At 70.8% G+C, this 21404-nt stretch carries 17 protein-coding genes; 6 read left to right on the top strand and 11 right to left on the bottom strand.

Annotation, left to right across the window (positions count from 1 at the left end; all coding sequences use genetic code 11):
- Nucleotides 1–6 precede the first annotated feature (6 nt).
- The 10 genes from ACZ6N8_RS25125 to ACZ6N8_RS25080 form a co-directional block, all read right to left on the bottom strand.
- Entirely contained in the window at nt 7–2439 is a 2433-nt protein-coding gene (locus ACZ6N8_RS25125) for a DUF4132 domain-containing protein (protein WP_466012973.1), read from the bottom strand.
- A gap of 1 nt (nt 2440) precedes the next feature.
- On the bottom strand, nt 2441–2833 hold the full coding sequence (locus tag ACZ6N8_RS25120) for a hypothetical protein (RefSeq protein ID WP_466012972.1): 393 nt from the start codon (nt 2831–2833) through the stop codon (nt 2441–2443).
- 235 nt (nt 2834–3068) lie between these two features.
- Entirely contained in the window at nt 3069–4709 is a 1641-nt protein-coding gene (locus ACZ6N8_RS25115; protein WP_466012971.1) for a DUF4127 family protein, read from the bottom strand.
- Between the two features lie 2 nt (nt 4710–4711).
- The gene (locus ACZ6N8_RS25110) at nt 4712–5419 is read right to left on the bottom strand and encodes an N-acetylmannosamine-6-phosphate 2-epimerase (protein WP_466012970.1); all 708 of its coding nucleotides are present in this window, start codon (nt 5417–5419) and stop codon (nt 4712–4714) included.
- Entirely contained in the window at nt 5416–6324 is a 909-nt protein-coding gene (locus ACZ6N8_RS25105) for an ROK family protein (RefSeq protein ID WP_466012969.1), read from the bottom strand. Before ACZ6N8_RS25105 ends, ACZ6N8_RS25110 begins: the two co-directional genes overlap by 4 nt.
- The gene (locus ACZ6N8_RS25100; RefSeq protein ID WP_354825975.1) at nt 6321–7163 is read right to left on the bottom strand and encodes a carbohydrate ABC transporter permease; all 843 of its coding nucleotides are present in this window, start codon (nt 7161–7163) and stop codon (nt 6321–6323) included. The genes ACZ6N8_RS25105 and ACZ6N8_RS25100 overlap by 4 nt, the downstream gene beginning before the upstream one ends.
- The gene (locus ACZ6N8_RS25095; protein WP_466012968.1) at nt 7153–8100 is read right to left on the bottom strand and encodes a carbohydrate ABC transporter permease; all 948 of its coding nucleotides are present in this window, start codon (nt 8098–8100) and stop codon (nt 7153–7155) included. The genes ACZ6N8_RS25100 and ACZ6N8_RS25095 overlap by 11 nt, the downstream gene beginning before the upstream one ends.
- Before the next feature lie 11 nt (nt 8101–8111).
- Nucleotides 8112–9395: an ABC transporter substrate-binding protein gene (locus ACZ6N8_RS25090; RefSeq protein WP_466012967.1), complete on the bottom strand. Its 1284-nt coding sequence runs from the start codon at nt 9393–9395 to the stop codon at nt 8112–8114.
- 25 nt (nt 9396–9420) lie between these two features.
- Nucleotides 9421–11016, bottom strand: a complete 1596-nt coding sequence (locus tag ACZ6N8_RS25085) for an FAD-dependent oxidoreductase (protein ID WP_466012966.1) — start codon at nt 11014–11016, stop codon at nt 9421–9423.
- Between the two features lie 39 nt (nt 11017–11055).
- Complete coding sequence (locus tag ACZ6N8_RS25080; RefSeq protein WP_364375846.1) at nt 11056–12102, bottom strand: LacI family DNA-binding transcriptional regulator; 1047 nt, start codon at nt 12100–12102, stop codon at nt 11056–11058.
- 351 nt (nt 12103–12453) lie between these two features.
- Here ACZ6N8_RS25080 and ACZ6N8_RS25075 point away from each other — a divergent pair, with 351 nt between their 5' ends.
- The 5 genes from ACZ6N8_RS25075 to ACZ6N8_RS25055 all read left to right on the top strand — a co-directional run bounded on the left by ACZ6N8_RS25075 (nt 12454) and on the right by ACZ6N8_RS25055 (nt 17370).
- A complete protein-coding gene (locus ACZ6N8_RS25075) occupies nt 12454–13812 on the top strand; it encodes a glycoside hydrolase family protein (RefSeq protein ID WP_466012965.1) in 1359 nt (452 codons plus the stop codon).
- 190 nt (nt 13813–14002) lie between these two features.
- Nucleotides 14003–14407, top strand: a complete 405-nt coding sequence (locus ACZ6N8_RS25070; protein WP_466012964.1) for a DUF3224 domain-containing protein — start codon at nt 14003–14005, stop codon at nt 14405–14407.
- Between the two features lie 290 nt (nt 14408–14697).
- Complete coding sequence (locus ACZ6N8_RS25065) at nt 14698–14826, top strand: ATP-binding cassette domain-containing protein (RefSeq protein ID WP_466013029.1); 129 nt, start codon at nt 14698–14700, stop codon at nt 14824–14826.
- Nucleotides 14827–14925: 99 nt separating this feature from the next.
- Complete coding sequence (locus ACZ6N8_RS25060) at nt 14926–15099, top strand: hypothetical protein (protein ID WP_466012963.1); 174 nt, start codon at nt 14926–14928, stop codon at nt 15097–15099.
- Nucleotides 15100–15420: 321 nt separating this feature from the next.
- Nucleotides 15421–17370 (top strand): GTP-binding protein, encoded by a 1950-nt coding sequence (locus ACZ6N8_RS25055; RefSeq protein WP_466012962.1) that lies wholly within the window; start codon nt 15421–15423, stop codon nt 17368–17370.
- A gap of 42 nt (nt 17371–17412) precedes the next feature.
- Here the strand turns inward: ACZ6N8_RS25055 and ACZ6N8_RS25050 are convergent, their stop codons facing one another.
- Nucleotides 17413–19647 carry a HelD family protein gene (locus tag ACZ6N8_RS25050; RefSeq protein WP_466012961.1) on the bottom strand — a complete coding sequence of 745 codons (2235 nt, stop codon included), beginning with the start codon at nt 19645–19647 and terminating at the stop codon, nt 17413–17415.
- Between the two features lie 471 nt (nt 19648–20118).
- Between ACZ6N8_RS25050 and ACZ6N8_RS25045 the strand changes: the two genes are divergently transcribed.
- Nucleotides 20119–20892 (top strand): hypothetical protein, encoded by a 774-nt coding sequence (locus ACZ6N8_RS25045; protein WP_466012960.1) that lies wholly within the window; start codon nt 20119–20121, stop codon nt 20890–20892.
- Nucleotides 20893–21404: the final 512 nt, after the last annotated feature.

The following is a 21404-nucleotide window of genomic DNA, read 5'->3' as shown; positions in this document are numbered from 1 at the left end:
GGTCGGTCACGAGGCGAACTGCCGCAGCACCGTCGGGTCGGTGATCATGTCGTCGGCGGCGAGCATGATCGCCTTCGACAGGATCGTCGACAGCATCGGGTCGTCGTCGAACGGCAGGTGCAGGCGCCCGGTGCCCCCACGCGCCGGGACGATGCACAGGTAGGCGTCGTTGGGCTCCATCATGATGTTGCCCGAGCCGAGGTGGATCCGGTAGCCGCGCAGGTTCCCTCGTACGTGCAGGTACCGGTCCGCGAGGGTGACCCGGTCGGCGATGGCCATGCGGGGGAGCAGCCGGGCCAGGGCGTCCCGGCGTACCTGTGCCGACGGGGTCAAGGCCCCGACCACTGTGCTGTGCCAGTAGTCCCGGAACCGGTCCTCGCCGCGGTCGGCCCACTGCGGGTCGGTGGCGATCGAGGTGACGCCGACGAACAGGTCCACGTCCCGCATCGCCTCGGTGAACACCAGCGGCGGTACGGCGGTGATCGGTGCGGGTTGCCAGGTCGCACCCTCCTGCCGGGCGAAGCGCACCTGGTCCGTCGAGCAGTAGTGGACGTGGTAGTCGCCGAGATTGTCCGTGTCGACCAGTTCGTGGCGGAAGGACGCCCGCCACGCACCACCGCCGAAGACCTTCGTGGCCTCGCTGTCGTACCCGCCGTCCCAGGTGCCGAGGTAGCTGGCCTGCCAGCCGCGGGTGCGCATGAGCGCGTTCGCCTGGCGGTAGCGCAGGATGTGCGCGGCGAACCGGTTGGAGTAGGAGTTGGTCTGCTCCTCGGCGGGCGTGAGCAGGTAGACCTCACGGAACGCCTGCTTGAACGGCTGCGTCAGGCCGGCCGCGAGCACGCGCTCACGCCAGGCGAGGGTGTCGTCCACGCCGGCGCGCATGGGGTGCCACAGCCGGACCCGCTCACCGCGCGTCGGCCGCCCGTCCAGGCCGGCGATCGCCCACCCGTCGCCGTCCTCGCGGGGCAGGCCCGCCGACCAGTCGCGCCCGTCGGCGCTGGTCTCCCAGACCAGCCGCCGCCCGTACGTTCCGGTGATCGGATGGTCCAGGAAGCGGGACACCCAGTCCGCGTACGCCCAGGTGCGTTCCTCGGACAGCAGCGACTCCACCCGCTGACGCTCGGCGGCCAGTGTCGCGTTGACGCCCTTCACCAGGTCGCGCAGCTGCTTCAGCTCGGTGCCGTGCGTCTCCTTCACCGCGGCCGGGACACCCTTGAGCCCGACGTCGCCGCGGGCGAAGGTCAGACGCGCCTTCTCACCCGCGACCCGCACCGTTGCCTCGTACGGGCCGACCTGCGTCCGCCGGCTCCCGGCGGTGTCGAGCCCGTGATCGTCGATGGCGAGTTCCATCACCTCGCTCAGTGACCATCCGCGCAGCGCGCCGAGGCGGGCCAGCGAGGTGTGCACCCGACCGCGTACGGCCTTGTTCTTGACGGTCACCGCGAGCCGCGCCAGGGTCCGCACCGGCACCTCACCGTCGCGCCCCGCCAGCAGCTGCACGGCGGCGATCGCGGTGCGTTGGGCGTGCGGGAAGCCGGACGCGTGCCGGGGAGCGCCCGCGGCGGTGGCGGTGACCATCGCCAGCAGCTCCGTCGTGTCGTCGTCCGACTCCCGCGACAGCGCCCACACCAGACCACGCAGGAGTCGGTCCGAGTCGTCGTGCACGGACTGCCGGTGGGCGACGAACACCTCCAGGACCCGGCGGACCGCCTTCGTCCCCTCGGTCGCGGTCGTGAGGTGCCCGTCGAGGGCGCGCAGCCATCCCGCCGGCGCCGCCGGCTTGTCGAGCGAGGCGCAGTGCACCAGCAGCTCGGGTACGCCCGGCGCGGCGAGGGCGTCGCCCAGGTCGGCGCGGACGAGGGGACCGAACTCGTCCCCGTTGTGCAGCAACCGGGACGGCAGTCGGCGACCGGTGGCGCGGTCGAGCGCCTCCCCGAGCAGCGTGACGACCCGCAGCCGGGGACCGGCGGAGACGAAGTGGTTCCTGGCGAGTGCGTCGAACAGGCCCGAAAGCGCGGGCACCAGGTCGGCCAGGTCCGCAGGGGACAGTCGCCCGGCGATCGCGGCAGGCAACTCCAGTTCGGCGGCGTTCTGGTAGCCCCAGCCCCGTCCGGCGACGTCCAGGCACCACACCAGATCCGCCCGGGTCCATTCCCGCACGCCGTCGGCGAGACTCAGCACGACGTGGTTCAGTGCGCTCGGCGTCGAACTGGTCGACGCCTCCAGATGCATGGCCAGCGCGGCACGGCGGCGAAGCTCGGCCGGCCACGACTCGGTGACGGCCCACTCCGGCGTGTTGGTCACCTGCGCCGCCCAGTAGTCGGCTGTCGTCTTCCGGAGCACCTGCCGAATCTGGGCATCGGCCTCCACCAGGCCGGCCTCCACCTCCCGACGCTCCGACGCGGTCAGAGCGGGAAGCAACGACCTCCAGTCACCCACGTCAGCCACCCACCAGCGGGACGAGCCGCACGAAGGCCACCTCGGGATCCGCGAGCAGGTCGATCTCCTCGTCCAGATCCTCGACCTGGCGGTCACCGACCAGCAGCACGAAGCCGTTACGGGCGAAGGCGGCACACGCCGCGTCCGCCTGACGCTCCCAGTCCAGCCGCCGGCCCCGACCGACCCGGTAACCGTTAAACGTCGCCTCCGCGTCGGTGGGCCGCACCAGACCCCGGAAGACGTCGGCCTGGTCGGCGTTGAACCGGGCCACCTCCTCGCGTACGCGCAACCGGACCAGCTCCCGCGCGGAGATGCGCTCCGGCAGCCCGGTCAACGGCCACTTGTCGATAGCCCTGCCCGTCGCTGTCTCGTCCCGAACCGTCACCGTGGCCATCGCGCCGTGCTCCTTGCCTTGAGGTGACCGGCATCATGGCACGACGGTCCGACGGAACCGCACCGAGCTCATCGACGGTGCGACCGGCCGCAAGGAGATCGCCACTCGGGGCCGTACCCCGTTCGCGAAGGGTTCACGAACACCGCCCGCACCTCCTGATTCCCCGCCCACGGCCGGGCAGGGAATCAGCAGGTGGGGAGGCGGCGGCGGGCCGAGGTACGGCGTGGACCGTCGGTCAGGACAGGTGCAGCCGAGGTTCGAGGATCACCTCGAAGAGCCGGTCCCACGGCAGTTCGACGCGCGCCGACTCGAAGCGGGTCAGGGTCGCCGTGAAGGTCTTCGCGCCCCGCCGGCCCAGCACGATGCGGTGCCCGGCGAAGTGGTCGGCGAAGTACCGCTCGGTCAGGGGCACCAGCCGCTCACGCACCCAGCCGTCGAAGTAGCTCTTCTGCTCGGGGGTGAGCGCGAGCGGGTCCCAGCCCTGCGCCCGTGCGTGCGCGTACGCCTCGACCTGCACGATGTTCTTCCACGGGTCGTCCTTGACGAACCGGTAGAGCAGGTACTCGGCGTGCGCCTGGGCGGGCGCGCGCAGGTCGGGCACACCGAACCCGCTGCCGGAGGCGCGGAGGTACGCCCACCGGGCGGTGCCGTGGCTGAGCGCCAGGCCGAGCGCGTTGCCACCGGTGTTCCACCCCGAGTACGACAGCAGCGCCGCGAGATCCAGGTGGTTCTCCATCCGCGCCACCAGGTCGTGGTCGGCCTTGTTCACGATGAGTGGGTCCACCACGATGACCGGGGTGCCGGCGGTCAGCAGCGTGCCGACCCGTCCGACGAAGGCGTCCAGGTCGGCGGCCCGTTGCCCGGGTGCCGTCGAGGGGGTGTTCACGGCGAGCACGATGTCCGCGTCGCCGCCGACGACCCGTCCTCCGACAGAGGTGACGTGCCGCCGGATGTTCTCCGCGAACGGGATGCCCTCGAGTTGTGCGGTCCAGGCCTCACCGGAGACGCCCGCGTACTCCACGCGGTAGGTGGGTCCGGTGCCGGCCGCGATCACCCGCGCGACCAGCAGCGCGTTGACCTCGTCGGCGCCGGGGAAGATCTCCACCCGCTCGCCGACGCCGAGTTGGTCGACGAGTGCCTCCAACTCCACCCGCTCGGCTCGGGCCAGGCCGACAGGCGCGGTGTCGTCCTCGGAGAGGACGAGGTGGTCGATGGTGCCGTCGGCGACCCACTCGACCATGAGCCGGTTGACCTGGTGGTTGCGGGCCCGCGCGGCGAGATAGTCCTCGACGACCTGGTCGGGGATCTGCGCGCGGGCGGCGTCGAGCTGCGCTCGCAGCTCCTCCTGCCCGAGGTTCGTCACCTGGTCGTAGAGCTTCGCCCAGGAGACGAGCAGGTCGCGGTACCGGTCCAGTTCGGTGCCCGTGCTGGTGATGGCGAGGCGCTGGATGGTGTCGTGCACCTCGATCACCGCCCCCGGCCGGGTGGAGCGCAGGGCGCGGATCGCGGCCAGGTTCGCCAGGGCGGCCGCCAGGGTCGGGGCGGCGGTTCGGGAGGCGATGAGGCCGCCGTACGCGAGCATGCTGACGGAGATCACGTACCCGTCGACGCCGTCGGTGGTGCCGAGCCAGCGGGCGATGGCCGCGCCGTCGCCGGGGGTGAAGAAGCGGCCCAGCGACTCCCGTGGCGGCAGCTGCACCTGGGCGCCGGCGCTGGCCGCGGTCATCTGCGCCGCGTACGTGTTGACGGGCCGGTCGTCCAACGGGACCAGCGCCACGGTCAGCTGCCGCTTGGCGGGGCCGGCGAACGCGGGTCGGCCGATGGCCACGGTGGTCAGCCCGGCCACGCCGGTGGCCAGGAGGGTACGCCTTCTCATGCTCACTCCTTCTCTTTCGGCGCGCTCGCCGCGCGGGGGGTGGCCGGCACGAGCCGGCGGGTGATCCAGAGCGGTGAGGTGACGGCGTTGCCCATCACCACCGCGTGGGCACCCGCCTCGAAGGCTTGGCCGATCTGTTCCGTGCTGCGGTACCGCCCTTCGGCGATCACCGGCACGGGCAGCAGTGCGACGAGTCGCTCCACGAGCCCGAGGTCGGGCCCGACGGTCGATGGGCTGGCCCGCGTGTAGCCGGACAGCGTGGTGGCGACGGCGTCCGCGCCGGCCTTGACGGCTGCGACGCCCTCGGCGGTGGTGGAGACGTCGGCCAGGACCAGCGCGTCGGTCCGTTCGCGGAGCACGCGGACCGTGTCGGCGAAGGCGCGGCCGTCCGGTCGGGGGCGGTCGGTGGCGTCGATCGCGACGATGTGCGCCCCGGCCAGCGCCACCTCCAGCGCGTGGGCCGCGGTCGGGGTGATGAAGACGCCGTCGGTGCCGTGCTTGTACAGCCCGATCACCGGAACGTCGACGGCGCGGCGTACCGCTCGGACGTCGTCCGGTCCGTTGACCCGGACCGCCACGGCGCCGCCGCGGACGACCGCGGCCGCCACGCGGGCCTGGACGTACGGGTCCCGCATCGGGTCGTCCGGGTCGTCGGGCAGCGGTTGGCAGGACACCACAAGCCCGCCGGCCAGGTCGTCGAGCACGCTCACCTGCCGGTCCTTTCCGGTGTGTCGATGGCCAGCCGGGCGGCGCCGACCAGGACGGCGTCGGCGCCCAGCGTGGCGGGCAGCAGCGGAACGTCGGCCCAGCCGGAGGGCAGCTCGGCCGAGTACGAAGCCGACGCGGCGGGCAGCAGGGAACTGGCCGCCCCGCCGGTCACCAGGACGGCGTCCGGGTCGAGCAGCGCCACCAACCCGGCCAGGGTCGCGCCGAGGACGGCTCCGGCCCGTTCCACGACCCGCCGGGCGACGCCGTCGCCGGTCGCGGCGCGCTCGGCCACGGTCCGCCCGGTCACGTGGGTACCGGTCTCGATGGCGTACGCGGCGGCCAGCCCGCTGCCGGAGGCGAGCGCCTCCAGATGCCCGTACCGGCCGCACCCGCACCGCAGCCGTTCGGCGCCCGGAGCGGGCAGGTGCCCGACCTCGCCGGCCGCCCCGCGCGCGCCGGCCTCGACGCGACCGTCGCGCACGAGTGCCCCGCCGAGCCCGGTGCCGACGGCCACCAGCAGCACGTGGGCGCGGTCCCGTCCAGCGCCGGCCCAGCTTTCGCCGAGCGCGGCGGCGTTCACGTCGTTGGTGACCCGAACGTCGCGGCCCAGCCGGGCGGCCAGCGCGCCGGCGACCGGGGTGCCGGTCCAGCCGGGCAGGCTGTCGGTGGCGTACCGGATGCCGCCGGTCGCCGGATCGACAGTGCCGGCGGTGCCCACGCCCACCGGCCCGGTGGTCGCGCCGAGCAGGTCGGTGGCCAACCGGGCGGCGACGCCCAGCACGGCCTCGGGCCCGGCCCGGGCGGGCGTGGGCGCCTCGCGGCGCTCCAGCACCCGCCCGGCCCGGTCGACAAGCGCGGCCGCCGTCTTGGTGCCGCCGATGTCGACGCCGACAACCGGTGTCGTCATCCCTTGAGGCCGGTGTGCGCGAGACCCTCGACGAACTGCTTCTGCGCGATGACGAAGACCACCAGGACGGGTAGGGCGGTCATCGACGCCGCGGCCATCTGGACGTCCCACATGGGGCCGCCGTAGGCGTCGACGAACTGGGTGAGCGCCTGGGGCAGGGTGAACTTCTCCGGCGAGGAGAGGAACACGATCGGCTCCAGGTAGAGGTTCCAGCTGTGCAGGAAGGTGAAGATGGCCACCGCGCCCAGTGCCGGCCGCGACAGCGGCAGGGCGATCCGCCAGAAGGTGGCGAACCGGCCCAGCCCGTCGACCCGGGCGGCCTCCTCCAGCTCACCGGGGAGGCTGATGAAGAACTGCCGCATGATGAACGTCGCCAGGACGCTCGGCGCGCCGAAGATCGGCACCAGGATCAACGGCCAGTGGGTGTTGACCAGGCCCAGTTTGAAGAACATCTGGAACAGCGGCACGATCGTCACCTCGCTCGGAATGAGCAGGCCCGCGAGGACGACCAGGAACAACACGTTCTGGCCCCGGAACCGGATGCGCGCGAAGGCGTACCCGGCAAGCGCCGCCACCGCCATGGTGCCGACCGTGACGACAAGCGCGATGTAGAGGCTGTTCAGGTACTGCTGCCCGAACGGCTGCAACTCGAACACCCGCTCGTACGCGTCGAAGCGCGGGTTCGTCGGTAGGAGCTGCGGCGGGAAGGCGAAGATGTCCGCCACCGGCTTCAGTGACGAGGTGACCATCCACCATGTCGGGAAGACGAACGGGATCGCCAGGACCAGCAGCACCCCGTAGAGCACCAGCTTGGTCCGGCGGGACAGGTCACGACTCATGGAAGACCCACCTCTTGCGCATCTGCCACTGCAGCACGGTGAGTGCGAGCACGATGGCGAACAGCACGATCGACAGCGTGGCGCCGTAGCCGAAGTGATGGAACTGGAAGGCCTGCTGGTACAGGTAGTAGACGAGGACCGTCGTGGATGTGCCGGGGCCGCCCTGGGTGAGCACCGAGATCTGCGCGAAGACCTGCAACGACCCGACCACGGTGATGATCGAGGTCAGCAGGATCGTCGGGCTGATCAGCGGCACGGTGATCCGCCAGAACTGGCGCATCCGGCTCGCCCCGTCCACCTCGGCGGCCTCGTACAGCTCGCCCGGCACACCCTGCAGGGCGGCCAGGAACAGCACCATGTTCAGGCCGACGTTCTTGAACACCTGCACGACGATCACGGACACCATCGCGGTGCTCTCCCCGCGCAGCCAGTTCGGGCCGTCCACGCCGAGGGTGTCGAGCAGCCCGTTGATGCCGCCGTTGTCCTGGAGCAGGAAGCCCCAGACGATGGTCCAGGCGACAAGCGAGACGACGACTGGGGAGAAGAACAGCGTGCGGAACACGATGGTGCCCCGCAGCTTCTGGTTGAGCAGGACGGCCAGCAGCAGGGCCAGGCCGAGGTTGAGCACCACCAGGCCGATGGAGAACAACCCGGTGGCGCGCAGCACCGAGCCGAGGTTGGGATCGTCGGCGAGGGCCTTGTAGTTGTCGCCGCCGACGAACTCGAAGGTGCCGGCGAGCACGTTCCACTCGTGCAGGCTGTACCAGAGCACGAGGATCAGCGGCAGGATCACGAAGACGACGCTGCCGAGCATCTGCGGGGCGATGAACAGGTAACCAGCGAGTTGGTCCCGGCGGCGGCTGGTCCAGAACGGCCGGGCCGGGCCCGGGGTGGGCCCGGCAGCAGCCGAGCCCACCCTGGTGTCCGTCTGGGTCATGGTCGTTGGCCCTACTTCGCCAGCAGCGGCTGGATCTTGGCGCAGACGCCGTCGAGTACGGCCTTGACGTCCGCGTTCGGCTGCCACAGCGGGTCGAGCCCGGCGCGGACCTGCTGGCTCAGCTCGGCCTGGCCGGAGTGGCTGGGCTTGACCACGCCGTTGGTGATGCCGTCGATGACGACCTTCTGCAACTGCTCCGGCTTGAGCTTCGGGTTGGTCTTGGCGAGGGTCTCGGCGGTCAGCTGCGACTGCCGGGGCGCCGGGAAGAACTGGGCGAGCTTCGCCGAGTTGGTGGGGTTGGTGAAGAAGGCCAGGAAGTCGGCCGCCTGCTTGGCGTGCGGGCTCTTCTTCATGACCCCGACGCCGGCCTGGCCGACCACCGCGTAGTTCCCCTTCGGGCCGGCGGGCAGCGGCACCAGGTCCCACCCGAAGCCGCCGTCCTTGAGCAGCGAGGCGCGGGAGATCTGGGTGACCGTCATGGCCGCGTCCCCGGCGAAGAAGTCGGCGGTCGTGCCCGGGCCGGGCAGCGCCTTCTGGGTGAAGGTGGCCTTGTGCAGGGTGGTCATCGCGTCGACCATCTCCGGGCTGTTGAAGCCGCAGGACCTGCCGTCCTCGCTCCACGCCTGGGCCCCCCACCCGGTCCAGAAGGTGGACAGGTTGTCCCAGCCCTTGTAGTCGAAGTCCCGGATGACCAGGCCGGCCTTGCCGGAGTCCGCCGCCGTCGCGCCGGCGGCTGCCAGAGCGTTGTCCCAGGTCCACTGACCGGCCGCGATCAGCTCGGCCGGAGTCTTCTGCCCGGCCTTCTTGAGCATGTCGGTGTTGACGAAGACCCCGAACGGCGAGGTGGAGAAGGGGTACGCGTACAGCTTGCCGCCGTCCTGCCAGAGCTTGAGCGTGGCGGGGGAGATGTCGTCGTACTGGTAACCCTCGGCCTTCTTCAGCGTGTCGTCGAGGGGCAGCAGCGCGCCCGAGGCGACGAAGTCGGGGGCGGAGTTCTCGAACACCCAGGCGAGATCGGGTGCGTTCCCGCCGGCGATCTGAGTGGTCAGGGTCGTGGTGTAGGTGTCGAACGGCAGCGGATCGAACTTGATCTCGGTGACGTCCGGGTGGCTCTTGCGGTACTCGTCGGCGATCTCGTTGAACAGCTTGAGATGTGCCTCGTTGGCCGACCAGACGGTCATCCGCAGCTTCGCCGGGCCGCTGTCGTCGGCCTCGCCACCGCCGCCGCAGGCGGTCAGGGCGAGCGCGCCGGCCATCGCCACGGCGACGCCGCGCAGGGCCTTTCCTGCTCTCACAATATTCTCCTTACCGGGGGTGTGTTCAGTAGCCCGCGATCTGCGGCCAGCGCTGTTCCACGCCGGCCGCGGTGAGGCGGTCCTGGAAGTCAGCCAGCAGACGGGGGGTGTTGCGGACCGCACGCGGGGACTCGCCCCGCGCCAGGCAGAAGTCGGCGAGCAGACCGGCGACCTCGCCGACGTTCCACTCGACCGGGTGCAGCCGGTAGCTGCCGTTGGTGATGTGGGTGGTGCCGATGTTCTTGCCGGCCGGAAGCAGGTTCTCCATCCGCTGCGGGATCAGCGCGCCGAGCGGGATCTCGAACGGGCAGGAGCCGACGTCGATGTAGTTGTCGCCGCCGGTCGACGGGTGCAGATCGATCCGGTACATGCCCACGCCCACCGCGTCCGGGTAGCTGACCGCCCCGTGGTCGCCCCGGACCGCCAGGGACAGGTCCTGCTCGGCCACCGTGTACTCGGCGCGGATCCGGCGGGACTCGCGGATGTACGGGGCCTGGGCCAGGCCGTCCGCGCTGCCGGTCACGTCGCCGCGCAGCCGCAGGCCGGGGAAGCCGGTGCCGCCGTCCGGTCGGGGCGCCTCCGTCTGCATCCAGTAGAGCACCGAGTACGACAGCTCGCGGGCCTTGGACAGGTGCCACGACGCGTTCGGCACGTCGATGACCGGGCCCTCGAAGTAGTCGATCATCGGCCAGTTGACAAGCGTGATGTCGCTGTCGTACGCGCCGTCGGTGAAGTTGCGCCGCGCGGCGATCCGGCGGAACGTCCACAGGTTGCCGTCGCCGGGGTTGACGCGTTGGTCGGCGTTGACGCTCAACGGGTCGTCGTCCGGGTTGGGGGTGAAGCTGCGCTCGACGATCTCCAGCGTGCGCGGGTGCGGCGACTTCCAGGACAGCAGCCGGTCGCCCCAGAAGTCCGGCTTGTAGTCGCGCCAGAAGTCGTAGCCCGCCGGGCGGTCGATGGTGTGGTCGCCGTCGACGTGGTCCAGGGCGAAGCAGACGGACACCGCCTGCATGTTCATCGGCTGGGCCTCGGCCGGAGCGCTCGGCTCACCGGTCTGCGCCTGCGACTCGAACCCGGTGACGTACTCGGTGCCGGTCAGCGGCAGCAGCTCGCCGGTCTCCGTGGCGTCCAGGATGTACGGCGCGACCACGTCGATCCGCTGGTCCCGGTCGCGGTGCGCGAGGGTCACGCCGGTCACCCGGTCCCCGTCGGTCTCCGCGGCCACCGGCCGGTACGGCTGGAGCACCCGGAGCCGGCCCGAACCGAGGTACGGGGCGAGCATCTCATCGAGGACGGCGACGGCCACCCGCGGCTCGTGACAGAGCCGGCTCACCCAACCCGCACCGGGGTTGAGGTCGGTCCAGGCCCGCGACCGCTCGGTCAGCGGGTAGTGGCGACGGTAGTAGTCGCGGATGCCGTTGCGCAGCTCCCGGTAGCTGGCGGTGGCGCCGAACTGTTCGATCCAGGAGTGTTCGTCCGGGGGGACGGCCTGGCTGGTGAGTTGCCCGCCGAGCCAGTCGAACTCCTCGGTCAGGATGACGGACCGGCCGGCCCGGGCCGCGGCGAGCGCCGCGGCGACGCCACCCAGTCCGCCCCCGACGACGAGGACGTCCGTACGCATGAGTACCACGTGTTTCCTTCCAGTTGCTCGGTCGACCGCTCAGCTCCGGTCAACCGCCTGATCAGGGGTGCCGAGGGTGCTGCCCTCGACGAGTTCGCAGGGGAGAAGTCGCTGCTGGACGCCGTCCGCACTTCCGTCGATGACGCCCGTGAGCACCTCGACCGACTGGCGGCCCATCTCCTCGCGGGGAATGCGGAACCCGGTGAACGTGATGTCGGTGGGGACCGGAACGGTCGGGTCGCCGAGGGTCACGATCGACAGGTCGCCGGGCACGGTGAGGCCACGCCGGCGGGTGGCCGACTCCAGCGCGACCGCGGTGGCGAAGTCCTCCACGAAGGCGACTGTGGTCCCGGCGGCCAGCAGCGTGTCGAGTGTCGTCTCGGCCTCCCCGGCCAGCGCCGACATCTGCCCGGCGCTCTCCGCGGTCGCCGCGGCGGCGTGGAACCCACGGCGCCGGTCTTCGGAGGACTCCGCGGTGGTGCCCATGCTCACGTACGTCAGGCGGCGGTGACCGTGCCGCAGCGCCACCTCGACGAGCTGGGCCACCGCCGAGGCGTAGTCGGCGCCGACGTAGGGGACCGGTCCGTCGGTGTCGTCGCGGCGCCCGACGGCGACGTACGGATAGCCGTCGCGGTTGAGCCGTTGCAGCTCCGCGCCGTCGATCTCGCGTCCGAGCAGGATGCACCCGTCGGCCAGACGGAGCCGGTTGTCCTGGTGGAAGATGCGTCGCCGGCCGTCCACCACCGGTGCGCTGGTGAACAGCAGCAGGTCGCAGCCGACGCTCTCGGCGTACTCCTCGATGCCGAGCAGGAACGGGTGGAAGAAGTCCCGGCTGCCGCTGGGGAAGGCGGGCTCGTACGTGAAGACGCCGATGATCCGGTTGAACCGTGAGGCGAGGCGACGGGCCACGGGATCGGCGGCGTAGCCGGTCTCGGCGATGACCCGCAGCACCCGGTCCCGGGTCTCCGGGGCGATGCGGACGTCAGCGTCGGTCCGATTGTTGAGCACCAGCGACACCGTCGCCTGACTGACGCCAGCCATCCGCGCAATGTCACGTTGGGTGACACGTCTGGGGGGAGCGGTCACGTCGGGTCCCTTCGGTGCTGCTAATGCGTATTAGCGATCGGCGTTGGGAAGGAGCTTGGCCGGTGGTCCGGCGTGTGTCAAGAGGTGGACGAGAGATTTCGGCGCGGTAAACCCGCTGGAGTAATGCGCATTAGCGGTCCGGGTTCGCGGCGGGTTGGCGTCCGGCCCGGGGTGGACGCCGCCTCTTGACAGCGGCGCCGCCGGTCGCGCAACATTCGAGAAACATAGATGCTAATACGTATTAGCTCGGCGCTGCCAGGGGTGCTCGCCGATCGATGTCCCCTGCGTTCTTACTGAGCGTCACATCGCGCCGTTCGTGCCGCCGATCCGACCGACCGAAGAGGAAGCCGCATGACGAGACCACCCGCCCCGTCGTCCCGACGCGCCACCCTGGCGGCTGCCAGTGCCGGCCTGCTCGTCGCCGCACTGGCCGGCGCCCGACCGGCAGCCGCCGAGCCCCCGCTCGACTTCCCCCAGTTCACCTACCAGGGCACCGCGTTCGACAAGGACGCCCTGGCCTACAACCCGACGAACGAGTTCATCTTCCCGAGCGTCATCCGGGCCGCCGACTACTTCCCCAACCCGCTCGGCACCTACTACCTGTACTACGCGCCGCACGAGCGTCCCGGCGGGATCGCCCTCGCGTACTCCGACTCGATCGACGGTCCGTGGACGGAGTACGACGCCAACCCCCTGATCAGCAACACCTGGCTGCCGCACTACGCCACGGTCAGCCACATCTCCTCACCGCACGCGGTGTGGATCGAGGGCGAGAACAAGCTGTTCCTCTACTTCCACGGCGAGAACTCCATCACCAGGTACGCGACCTCCGACGACGGCATCCACTTCGACTACGGCGGGACGGCGGTCAGCCGGAACTACTCGACGGGCGGCGAGACCTCCTACGCCCGCGTGTTCGAGCAGTCCGTGCCCCGCCTGGGCACCCGGTACCTGATGGTCTTCATGGACAATCCGACCGCCGCGCTGCCGGGACCGACCGGGCCGGTGTCGCGGCGGATCCGCTGGGCGGTCTCCAACGACGCGCGGACCTGGACCATGCAGCCCGAACCGCTCGTGACACCGCAGGGCATCGAAGGACCGAACGCCTCCGGTCCGTTCTTCCTGCGCTGGAACGACCGCAACCTGGTGATCTACCACGCCGCCGACGGCAACATGCACGCGGTCGACGTCGGGCAGGACTTCGACCAGGAGATCCACCTCGGCGTCGTGCACGACTCGATGTCCGCGGCTCCCGACCTCGGCCGCTCGGCCGCACCGACGTTCTACTTCGACGGGCGCACCGCGCACATGTACTACGAAGCAGGTGGTCGGCTCACCGCGACCATCGGACACGCCACCGCCACCCTGGCGGAGCCGCTGCCGGTACGGCAGCTCGACTGCGCGGCGGACCGACCGGTCCTGTGGCCACCGAACCACAAGCTGGTCGACGTCAACCTCACAGTTGACCTGCGCGACGGTGTGCTCGGCCCGAACGCGTTCACCCTGACCGGCGTGACCGGGGGCGACGCCACGGACGTCAGTGGCTTCACCGTCGGCGCGCCGGACACGAGCGGCAGGCTACGCGCCGAACGTGCCGGCAACGGCGGGGACCGGGTGTACCACCTCACGTATGCCGGCCACGACGAGATCGGGCGGCCGGTCGGGTGCACCGTCACAGTCACCGTCCCGCACGACCGGGGGAGCAACTAGCGGATCGTTCCGGTTGGACAGGTCGCCACCAGAAGGTGGGCGAACTGCCGGGGGCGTACCACCTGATGTTCGCGCCGCCGAAGTGGGTGGCAACGTCGGAGCCGGCCGACATCCGGGGGTGTCGGCCGCTTTCCGGTTGTCGGAGCGCGGTGTCCCACGCCGCCCGGTTCAGCGCCGTACCATCCGGGACATGCGAGCGACCGGAATATTCGACGTAGCCGACTTCACTCCGGCCGCCGTGCCGACATCCGAGATCAAGACCGGCGTACCGGTCGGCGTCGCCACCATGCGCAAGACGTACACCGGCGAGATCGGCGGCCGGTCCGAGACGCTCTTCACAGCCGCCTTCGACGCCGAGACCGGCACCGGCACGTACGTCGCGATGGAGTCCTTCGAGGGCGGCATCGCCGGCCACGCGGGCACCTTCAACTTCGCGCACTCCGCCACCACCACGGGTGAGGACCGGCAGGCCGAGTTCCTGACGATCGTCCCCACGAGCGGCACCGGCGACCTGGCCGGCATCCGCGGCACGGGAGGCATGACGGTCGACCCGGACGGCACCCACCGCATCTGGTTCGACTACGAACTGTCCTGACACCGGCCATCGGTCCTGCGGACAGTCTCTGAATAGCACTGCAGCCAGCTGTACCTCCCGTCCGGGAGTACGGGGTATCGATCCAGGCCGCCGCGAGACCTGACGTCGGATGGCATGAGATCAACGAGGGGCCTGTCGAGACGGCGTGTCGCGTAGGCCGGGACCGGTTGCAGCGGTTCGCCGGACACTCCAGCGAAACCGACCGTCACGGCATCGCCGTACGCGGTACGCCCGGATTCGGTGACGAAGGAGTACGGGTCGGGAAGAACGCGGTACGCGCACTCGACGCGGTGACGGCCCAATTCCGGCCCGGTACGTTCACCGCCGTCATGGGCCCCTCCGGTTCGGGCAAGAGCACGTTTCTGAACTGTGCGGCCGGTCCTGGACCGGCCGACGATGGGCCGGGTCCTGCTGGGTGACACGGACCTGTCCCAGCAGTCGTAGACCGAGTTGACCGAGCTGCGGCGCGATGGATCGGCTTCCTGTTCCAGGCGTGCAACCTGCTGGGCGCGCTGACCGTGCAGGAGAACGTCACGCTGCCACTGCGGCTGGCGTACGCGAAGACCGACCAGACGTGGCTGAGTCAGGTGCTGACCGCCGTCGGCATCAGCGAGTACGGCAGGCGGCGCCCCAGCGAACTCTCCGGTATCCCGGAAGCGCGCGCCGCCGGCACGGCGTCGTACCCTGCTTGATTCTCGCCGCCCACGTCCCTCAGCCGCGCTGCCTGACACCCGTTGTACGGGGGCAGCGGTCCACCCGAGTGCCGGACGTGCAGGCAGTGGCACGGCGACGCGAGGCGCTTCGGCGCGGCCTGATGCGTGGGGCTGACCGTGGCGGTGCCGTCCGCGACCGAATTCGGTGGCGGCGGTCATAGCGGGCGTGCGAACCTCAGGACGCCTCACCGCTGCACGCGGTGAAGGACAGCGGCACCTGACCATGACGAGGAGTGACAATGCGAGCAGCTTCCACGCTCCGGACCCTTGACCGTCCTATCGTGGAGTTCTGCTTTGGCCTTGTTGAACCTTGGAATCGTCGCCCATGTTGATGCCGGAAAGACCAGCCTGACCGAGCGTCTGCTCTACGAGGCAGGCGCCGTGTCCCAGTTGGGTAGCGTCGACGCTGGCACGACACGGACCGACTCGATGGAGCTGGAGCGGCGGCGCGGTATCACCATCCGGGCGGCCGTCACGTCGATCGCCATCGGTGATCTGAACATCAACCTGCTGGACACCCCCGGACATCCGGATTTCATCGCGGAGGTCGAACGGTCGCTGGCCGTGCTCGACGCCGCCGTGCTCGTGGTGTCGAGCGTCGAGGGGGTCCAGCCGCAGACCGTCGCCATCTGGCGGGCGCTGCGCCGGATCGGCGTACCGACGGTCGTCTTCCTGAACAAGGTCGACCGCCGCGGTGCCGACGTCGACCGGGTGCTGACCCAGGTACGCCAGCGGCTCGGGGCGCGTCCGGTCCTGCTCACCACGGTCACCGGCCAGAGCGGTCGCGACGTGCGGGTGCGGGCCGTCGGCCTCGACGCCGAGCCGGTGCTGGAGGCGGTGGCGGAGGTCGACGACGCGGTGGCGGCGCGGTGGCTGACAGACGAGCCGGTACGTATCCGCGACATCCGGCGTGCGATCCGGAACGCGGTGCGCCGCGCCGAGCTCACGCCGGTGGCGTGCGGTTCGGCGATCACGGGAGCAGGCGTACGGCAGCTGTGCCACCTCCTGGCCGACCTGCTGCCGCGCGGCGAGCAGCGGGACGGTCCGCTGGCGGGCACGGTCTTCGCCGTCGATCGGGACGGCCACGGCCGGCGGGCCTGGCTGCGCTTGTGGTCCGGCCGTCTGCGGGTGCGAGATCGGGTGCAGCTTGCCGGAGCCCGCCCGCAGACGGTGACCCAGATCGCCGTCATCGAGCCCGAAGGCGTGCTGGTGCGCCAGTCGGTGTCCGCCGGCCAGATCGCCGCGGTGCGTGGTGTCTCGGCCCGGATCGGCCAGCACATCGGGGACCCGCCGAGGCGGCACGGCTACCGGTTTCCGCCACCCACCCGGCAGGCGGTCGTCGAGCCGGTGAAGCCGGAGCAGCGGCTCGCGATGTTTGCCGGCCTGGCCGAGCTGGCCGATGAGGATCCGCTGGTGGACCTACGGCTCGACGAGCAGCAGGCGCAGGCGGTGATCCGTCTGCACGGAGAGGTGCAGAAGGAGGTGCTCGCCGCCCTCCTGGAGGACCGGTACGGCGTCCGGGTGCGCTTCTCCGGCACGCTGACGGCCTGCATCGAGCGGGTCGTCGGCACCGGAGCCTTCGAGGAGCGGGTGCACGAGCGTGGCAACCCGTACCTGGCCGGGCTCGGGTTACGGATCGAGGCCGCCCCGGTCGGGCACGGCATCGGGTTCCGTCCCGGCGTCGAACCCGGCCGGCTGCCACCGGCATTCGTCGCTGCCACCGAGGAGGGCGTACGGGCCGCGATGCGGCACGGCCGGCACGGCTGGCCGGTCACCGACTGTGTGGTCACCATGACGGCCTCCCGGTACTTCCCGCGCCAGAGCAGGCCGCATCAGAAGTTCGACAAGTCCATTTCGACAGTGGCGGCGGACTTCCGCAACCTCGCCCCGGTCGTGCTCGCCGCGGCGCTGCGCCAGGCCGGTACCCGGGTGTGCCAGCCGATCGAGCGGTTCGACGTCAACCTTCCCCAGCACACGGTGGAGACGGTGCTGGCGCTGCTCGGCAGGACGGGAGGGGTGGTCCACGAGACCGCCGTCGCCGGCGGTTACCTCGAGGTGAGCGGCACTCTGCCGTCCTCCCGGGTACCGCAGGTCGTCGCCGCTCTTCCCGACCTCACCGGCGGGGAGGCTGTCCTGACCACCACGTTCGACCACTACGCGCCGGTCACCGGTGCGGACCCGCCCACCCTGCCCCGGCGCGGACCGGACCCGGGCGACCGGGAGGCGTGGTTCCGTGCCGTACCGCGGTAGACCGGCCGGGGCTTTCCCGTTCCCGTCCCGGCCCGGCTGCGTTCACCAGGCACGGTCGCCATGCGCGACACCAGTGACACCACGATGGTGAGGTTGTCCTGGGTGCGGCGTGAGGATCAGCTGTCCGAGTTCCTGGGTGCATCGGGTGAGCGCGACGTAGAGGCCGTTCCAGCCGCGCGGTTCAGCGGCGATGCCCTGCGGGTCGACGAGGAGTGTCGCGTCCCATTCCAGTCCCTTGGACTCGGACGCGGTGAGGACCGGCACGTCACGCAGAACCGCTGCCAGCCCTGCGACACGGTGGGCGGGGGCAATGACGCCGACAGTGCCTTCATGCCACCGTTGCCGCAGTCGTCGGACAACTTCGGCGGCGGCGCCGGGAAGCTCCGCGGACGTGACCGCGAGCTCCCAGGGGGCGGTGCCGGAGGAGCGCACCGCCCGCGGCGGCGGGTTGTGGCTGCCGGCCTTCGTCAAGACCGGGCCGGTGAGGTCCATGACCTCACGCGGGGTCCGGTAGCAGATGGTCAGTTCCGCGGCGGTCCAGCGGTCTCCGAAAACAGCCCGGACCGCCTGTGCCCAGCTGGTGTGCCGGTGTGCCGCCTCGGCCTGGTCGATGTCGCCGACCGCCGTGATGGAGCGACTGGGGCAGCGCCGCAGGACCATCTGCCACTGCATCTCGGACAGCTCCTGGGCCTCGTCGACGACGACGTGGCCGTACACCCAGTCGCGTTGCCGGCGAGCCCGCTCGGCGACGAACTCGCCCTGTGGTTGCGGGGCTTCGACCCGGCCCAGCAGATCGGCGAGGGCGTCGAGCAGGGGGATGTCGCTCGATGCCCACGTGGCGGGCTCGGCCGCGACAGCGGCGATCTCCTCCGCGGAGAGTTGCGGGGCGAACCGGGCCAGCAGGGTGCGGTCGGCCAGGAAGTCACGCAGCAGGGTTCCGGTGTCGAGGGTGGGCCACCAGGCCTCGATGAACCGGGCGATGGTGGCGTTCTCGGCGATCCGATGACGCAGGTCGTCAATCTCGTCGTCGGAGAACAGGCCGTCGACGTCACTGCCGGTGGACGTCCTGACGGGCCGGTGGTCGTTCTGCATGCTCTTGTCGACGCCGGCGAGGATGTCCTCGAAGCCCTCCTCCATCTCGTCCAGCAGCGTCTCGCGTTGCTCGACGACGACTTCGGCAAGGAGGTGGTGCAGCTGCTCGGCGAACGCCGCTCGGGCACGATGGTACGGGCGTCCCTGCACCGCCGAGGCGAGTGCCTGCGCCACCGTCGCGGCGGTGATGACGTAGAACTCGCCCTCCCAGCGCACCTTCAGCTCACGAGGTCGGGGGAGCAGCGACGTGACGTGGTTTTCGAGCGCGCTCTGCCAGAGGGCACGGCCCTTGATCTCGGCGAGGAGCCGGCTCTCGTCGCGCTGCACGCTGATCCCGGCCAGCAGAGTGTCGCAGGTCGCCGAGACGACTGCCGTCTCACCGAGCGCGGGCAGCACCTGGGCGATGTACGTGAGGAATCGCGGCGAGGGGCCGAGAACCAGGACCGCCTGGTCGGCCATCCTGCGGTGGGTGAACAGCAGGTAGGCGACGCGGTGGAGAGCGACAACGGTCTTGCCGGTGCCGGGGCCGCCCTGAACGATGAGCGGCCCGGTCGCCTCGGCCCGGATGATGTCGTCCTGTTCGCGTTGCAGCGTGGAGATCGCCGTCGACATGCGGCCGGTACGCCGCTTGTCGAGAGCGGCAAGCAGGGCGCCCTCGCCGACGAGTTCCGTCGTTGTGGATCCGTCCAGTGGCTCGTCGTCCACGCCGACGACCGTCGATCCCTCGGTGCGGATGTGGCGGCGCCGCGCCTGGCCCTGGGGGTCGACAGCCGTCGCGGTGTAGAACGGCCGAGCCGCCGGAGCGCGCCAGTCCACCAGCAGTGGCTCGCCGTCCTCGCCATCGTCGCGGAGACCGACACGGCCCACGTGCCGTACAACGCCGTCGAGGCCGTCGAGGCGGCCGAAGACCAGGCCTTCCCGTGCTTGCCGTAGCTCTTCGTACTGCTGGCGGAGCATGCGGTGCCGGGCCCGCTCCAGTGCGTCCACGGCCCCTGCGGAGAGCTCGGCCCGCAGGTGCTCGGCGAGCCTGTCGCGCCGGGCCGTGGCCAGGTCGAGAAACTCCTGCTCCTCGGCGACCGCGGACCGGAGCGTGCCGCCCGGTGCGGTGGGGGTCGGAGGTCCGTCGTGTGGTGCCACGTCACTGACGCCGGCAGCGCCGTTGTTCAGAGCAGAATCCCGGCGCATTCGCCAATCCCCGTATTGGTGTTCCCCCTCGGCCCGGATCAGCCGCGGGCTATTCCGGCGGCAAGCATAGAGTCGATGTCCACTCGTCGACCAGGAACTCCGTCGGCAGAGACAGGAATCTCAATCCTTGCGATCGCGGGACGTCTGTGGCCTCGTCGAATCGCGATTGGCTTGTCGACGGTTCGCGAACCAGCGACTGCCATCGATGTTGCCCGATCGGTCGCAGGTGTGCTGCAATGGCGACCATCGCTGCAGCGTGGGGGCAACCGCGCTGGGAACGGTCAGCGCGGGAGCATGGAAGTGCCGGCAGGGCGCCGTTCTGGCGGACGCGCGCCGCACCGCCGAATCACCTCCACGACGACGGGCAGGTGTCGTACCTGAACCCGCGACGAGGTGGCAGCGATCGCCATGTCCGTAAGCACTGTTCCGGCCCTTGCCGCGGCAGAGGGCTCAACGCCTTGAAGGATGACCATGCGCCGTTTCCTCGCGGTGTTCACCGCAGCACTGATCCTCGGCACCACAGCCGGCAGCATCCCGGCCGGCGCGTCGGGTGCCTCCCCCCGCTCGTGCACCGGTGGCCTGCTCTTCTGCGAAGACTTCGAACGGTTGCCGCGCGGGGGCGCCAGCACGTTGGACTGGGGCGTCGACACCCGCAACGGCACGCTCACCGTCGAACGCGCCCGCCACGGCAACCAGGTGTTGCACATCCACACTGTCGACAACGGACGCGCGTTCCTGCGCGTCGACGGCTTCTCCGCGCCGGGCAACCGCTTCTACGGCCGGATGCGACTGCGCGTCGACGCGTTTCCCACCGCCCCCGACTGGGCGCACTTCACGCTCGTGGAGGCGACCGGCACCGGCAGTACGGAGGTCGTCCGCCCGGTCGGCGGCCAGTACGCCCCCACCGTCCCCGGAACCTTCTGGGGTGTGGGCGCCGACGGTGGCCCGACCGGCGACTGGACCAACTGGCGGGAGTCCGCCCCTGTCGTCGAGGACACCTGGCAGTGCTTCGAGTGGAAACTCGACCCGACGGACAATCGCGTCACGGTGTGGATCGACAACGTGGCCCAACCGGAACTGACCGCGTCGACCACCGAACACGGCGGCAACGACGTGCCCTTCGTCCTGCCGACCGTGAACACGGTCAAGGTCGGCTGGCAGCTCTATCAGGGCGGCACCACACCCGGCGAATTCGACATGTGGATCGACGACATCGCTCTCTCGGCCCGGCGGCTCGGCTGCTGACGTCGTTCGTCACGTTCCACCGCGTGACCTGACCAGGCACGGCCCGCGGATCTCCGGCGAACGTGCGCCCACCCTGCCGCCAAGCGGGGCGGGGTGGGACCCTCGCGTACCGGCTGCCACGGGCCGTGCCACCCCTCTACCGGCCGGAGACCGTCGTTCGGACTGCGCTACCGTCAGGACGCCCGCACCGGCACCGAACAGTCCGCGTCCGGCGGCTGTCGATGGCCCGCAGGGCGCCCCACGAATCCAGGGAGATGCCGATGCCGGAGCCTGAGCCCGTCCGAGACGATCACGCGGCGGATGCCGACACCCCGGCCACTGCCGAGACCGAGCAGCCTGCCGTTCACGCCAATCGGGCCGCCCGACGCGCGAAGGGCAAGGGCACCTCGCCCCAACCGCACGGCAAGGGTCAGCACTTCGGCGGCCGGGGCTCGGTCCAGAGCCCGCGCCAGTGGGGCAACCGCCGAAGCGGCTGATCCCGTCGGACGTCCTGACCGGCCTGCCGGCCGACA

This window comes from Micromonospora sp. NPDC047521, assembly GCF_055587305.1.
This window is presented reverse-complemented; position numbering and strand designations above follow the sequence as displayed.

What these genes read in the sequence shown, in the direction of transcription:
- ACZ6N8_RS25120 (WP_466012972.1), bottom strand. Translation starts at nt 2,833, where the DNA reads ATGGCCACGGTGACGGTTCGGGACGAGACAGCGACGGGCAGGGCTATC.
- ACZ6N8_RS25085 (WP_466012966.1), bottom strand. Translation starts at nt 11,016, where the DNA reads ATGCGTACGGACGTCCTCGTCGTCGGGGGCGGACTGGGTGGCGTCGCC.
- ACZ6N8_RS25105 (WP_466012969.1), bottom strand. Translation starts at nt 6,324, where the DNA reads ATGACGACACCGGTTGTCGGCGTCGACATCGGCGGCACCAAGACGGCG.
- ACZ6N8_RS25050 (WP_466012961.1), bottom strand. Translation starts at nt 19,647, where the DNA reads ATGCGCCGGGATTCTGCTCTGAACAACGGCGCTGCCGGCGTCAGTGAC.
- ACZ6N8_RS25100 (WP_354825975.1), bottom strand. Translation starts at nt 7,163, where the DNA reads ATGAGTCGTGACCTGTCCCGCCGGACCAAGCTGGTGCTCTACGGGGTG.
- ACZ6N8_RS25045 (WP_466012960.1), top strand. Translation starts at nt 20,119, where the DNA reads ATGCGCCGTTTCCTCGCGGTGTTCACCGCAGCACTGATCCTCGGCACC.
- ACZ6N8_RS25115 (WP_466012971.1), bottom strand. Translation starts at nt 4,709, where the DNA reads ATGAGAAGGCGTACCCTCCTGGCCACCGGCGTGGCCGGGCTGACCACC.
- ACZ6N8_RS25075 (WP_466012965.1), top strand. Translation starts at nt 12,454, where the DNA reads ATGACGAGACCACCCGCCCCGTCGTCCCGACGCGCCACCCTGGCGGCT.
- ACZ6N8_RS25095 (WP_466012968.1), bottom strand. Translation starts at nt 8,100, where the DNA reads ATGACCCAGACGGACACCAGGGTGGGCTCGGCTGCTGCCGGGCCCACC.
- ACZ6N8_RS25070 (WP_466012964.1), top strand. Translation starts at nt 14,003, where the DNA reads ATGCGAGCGACCGGAATATTCGACGTAGCCGACTTCACTCCGGCCGCC.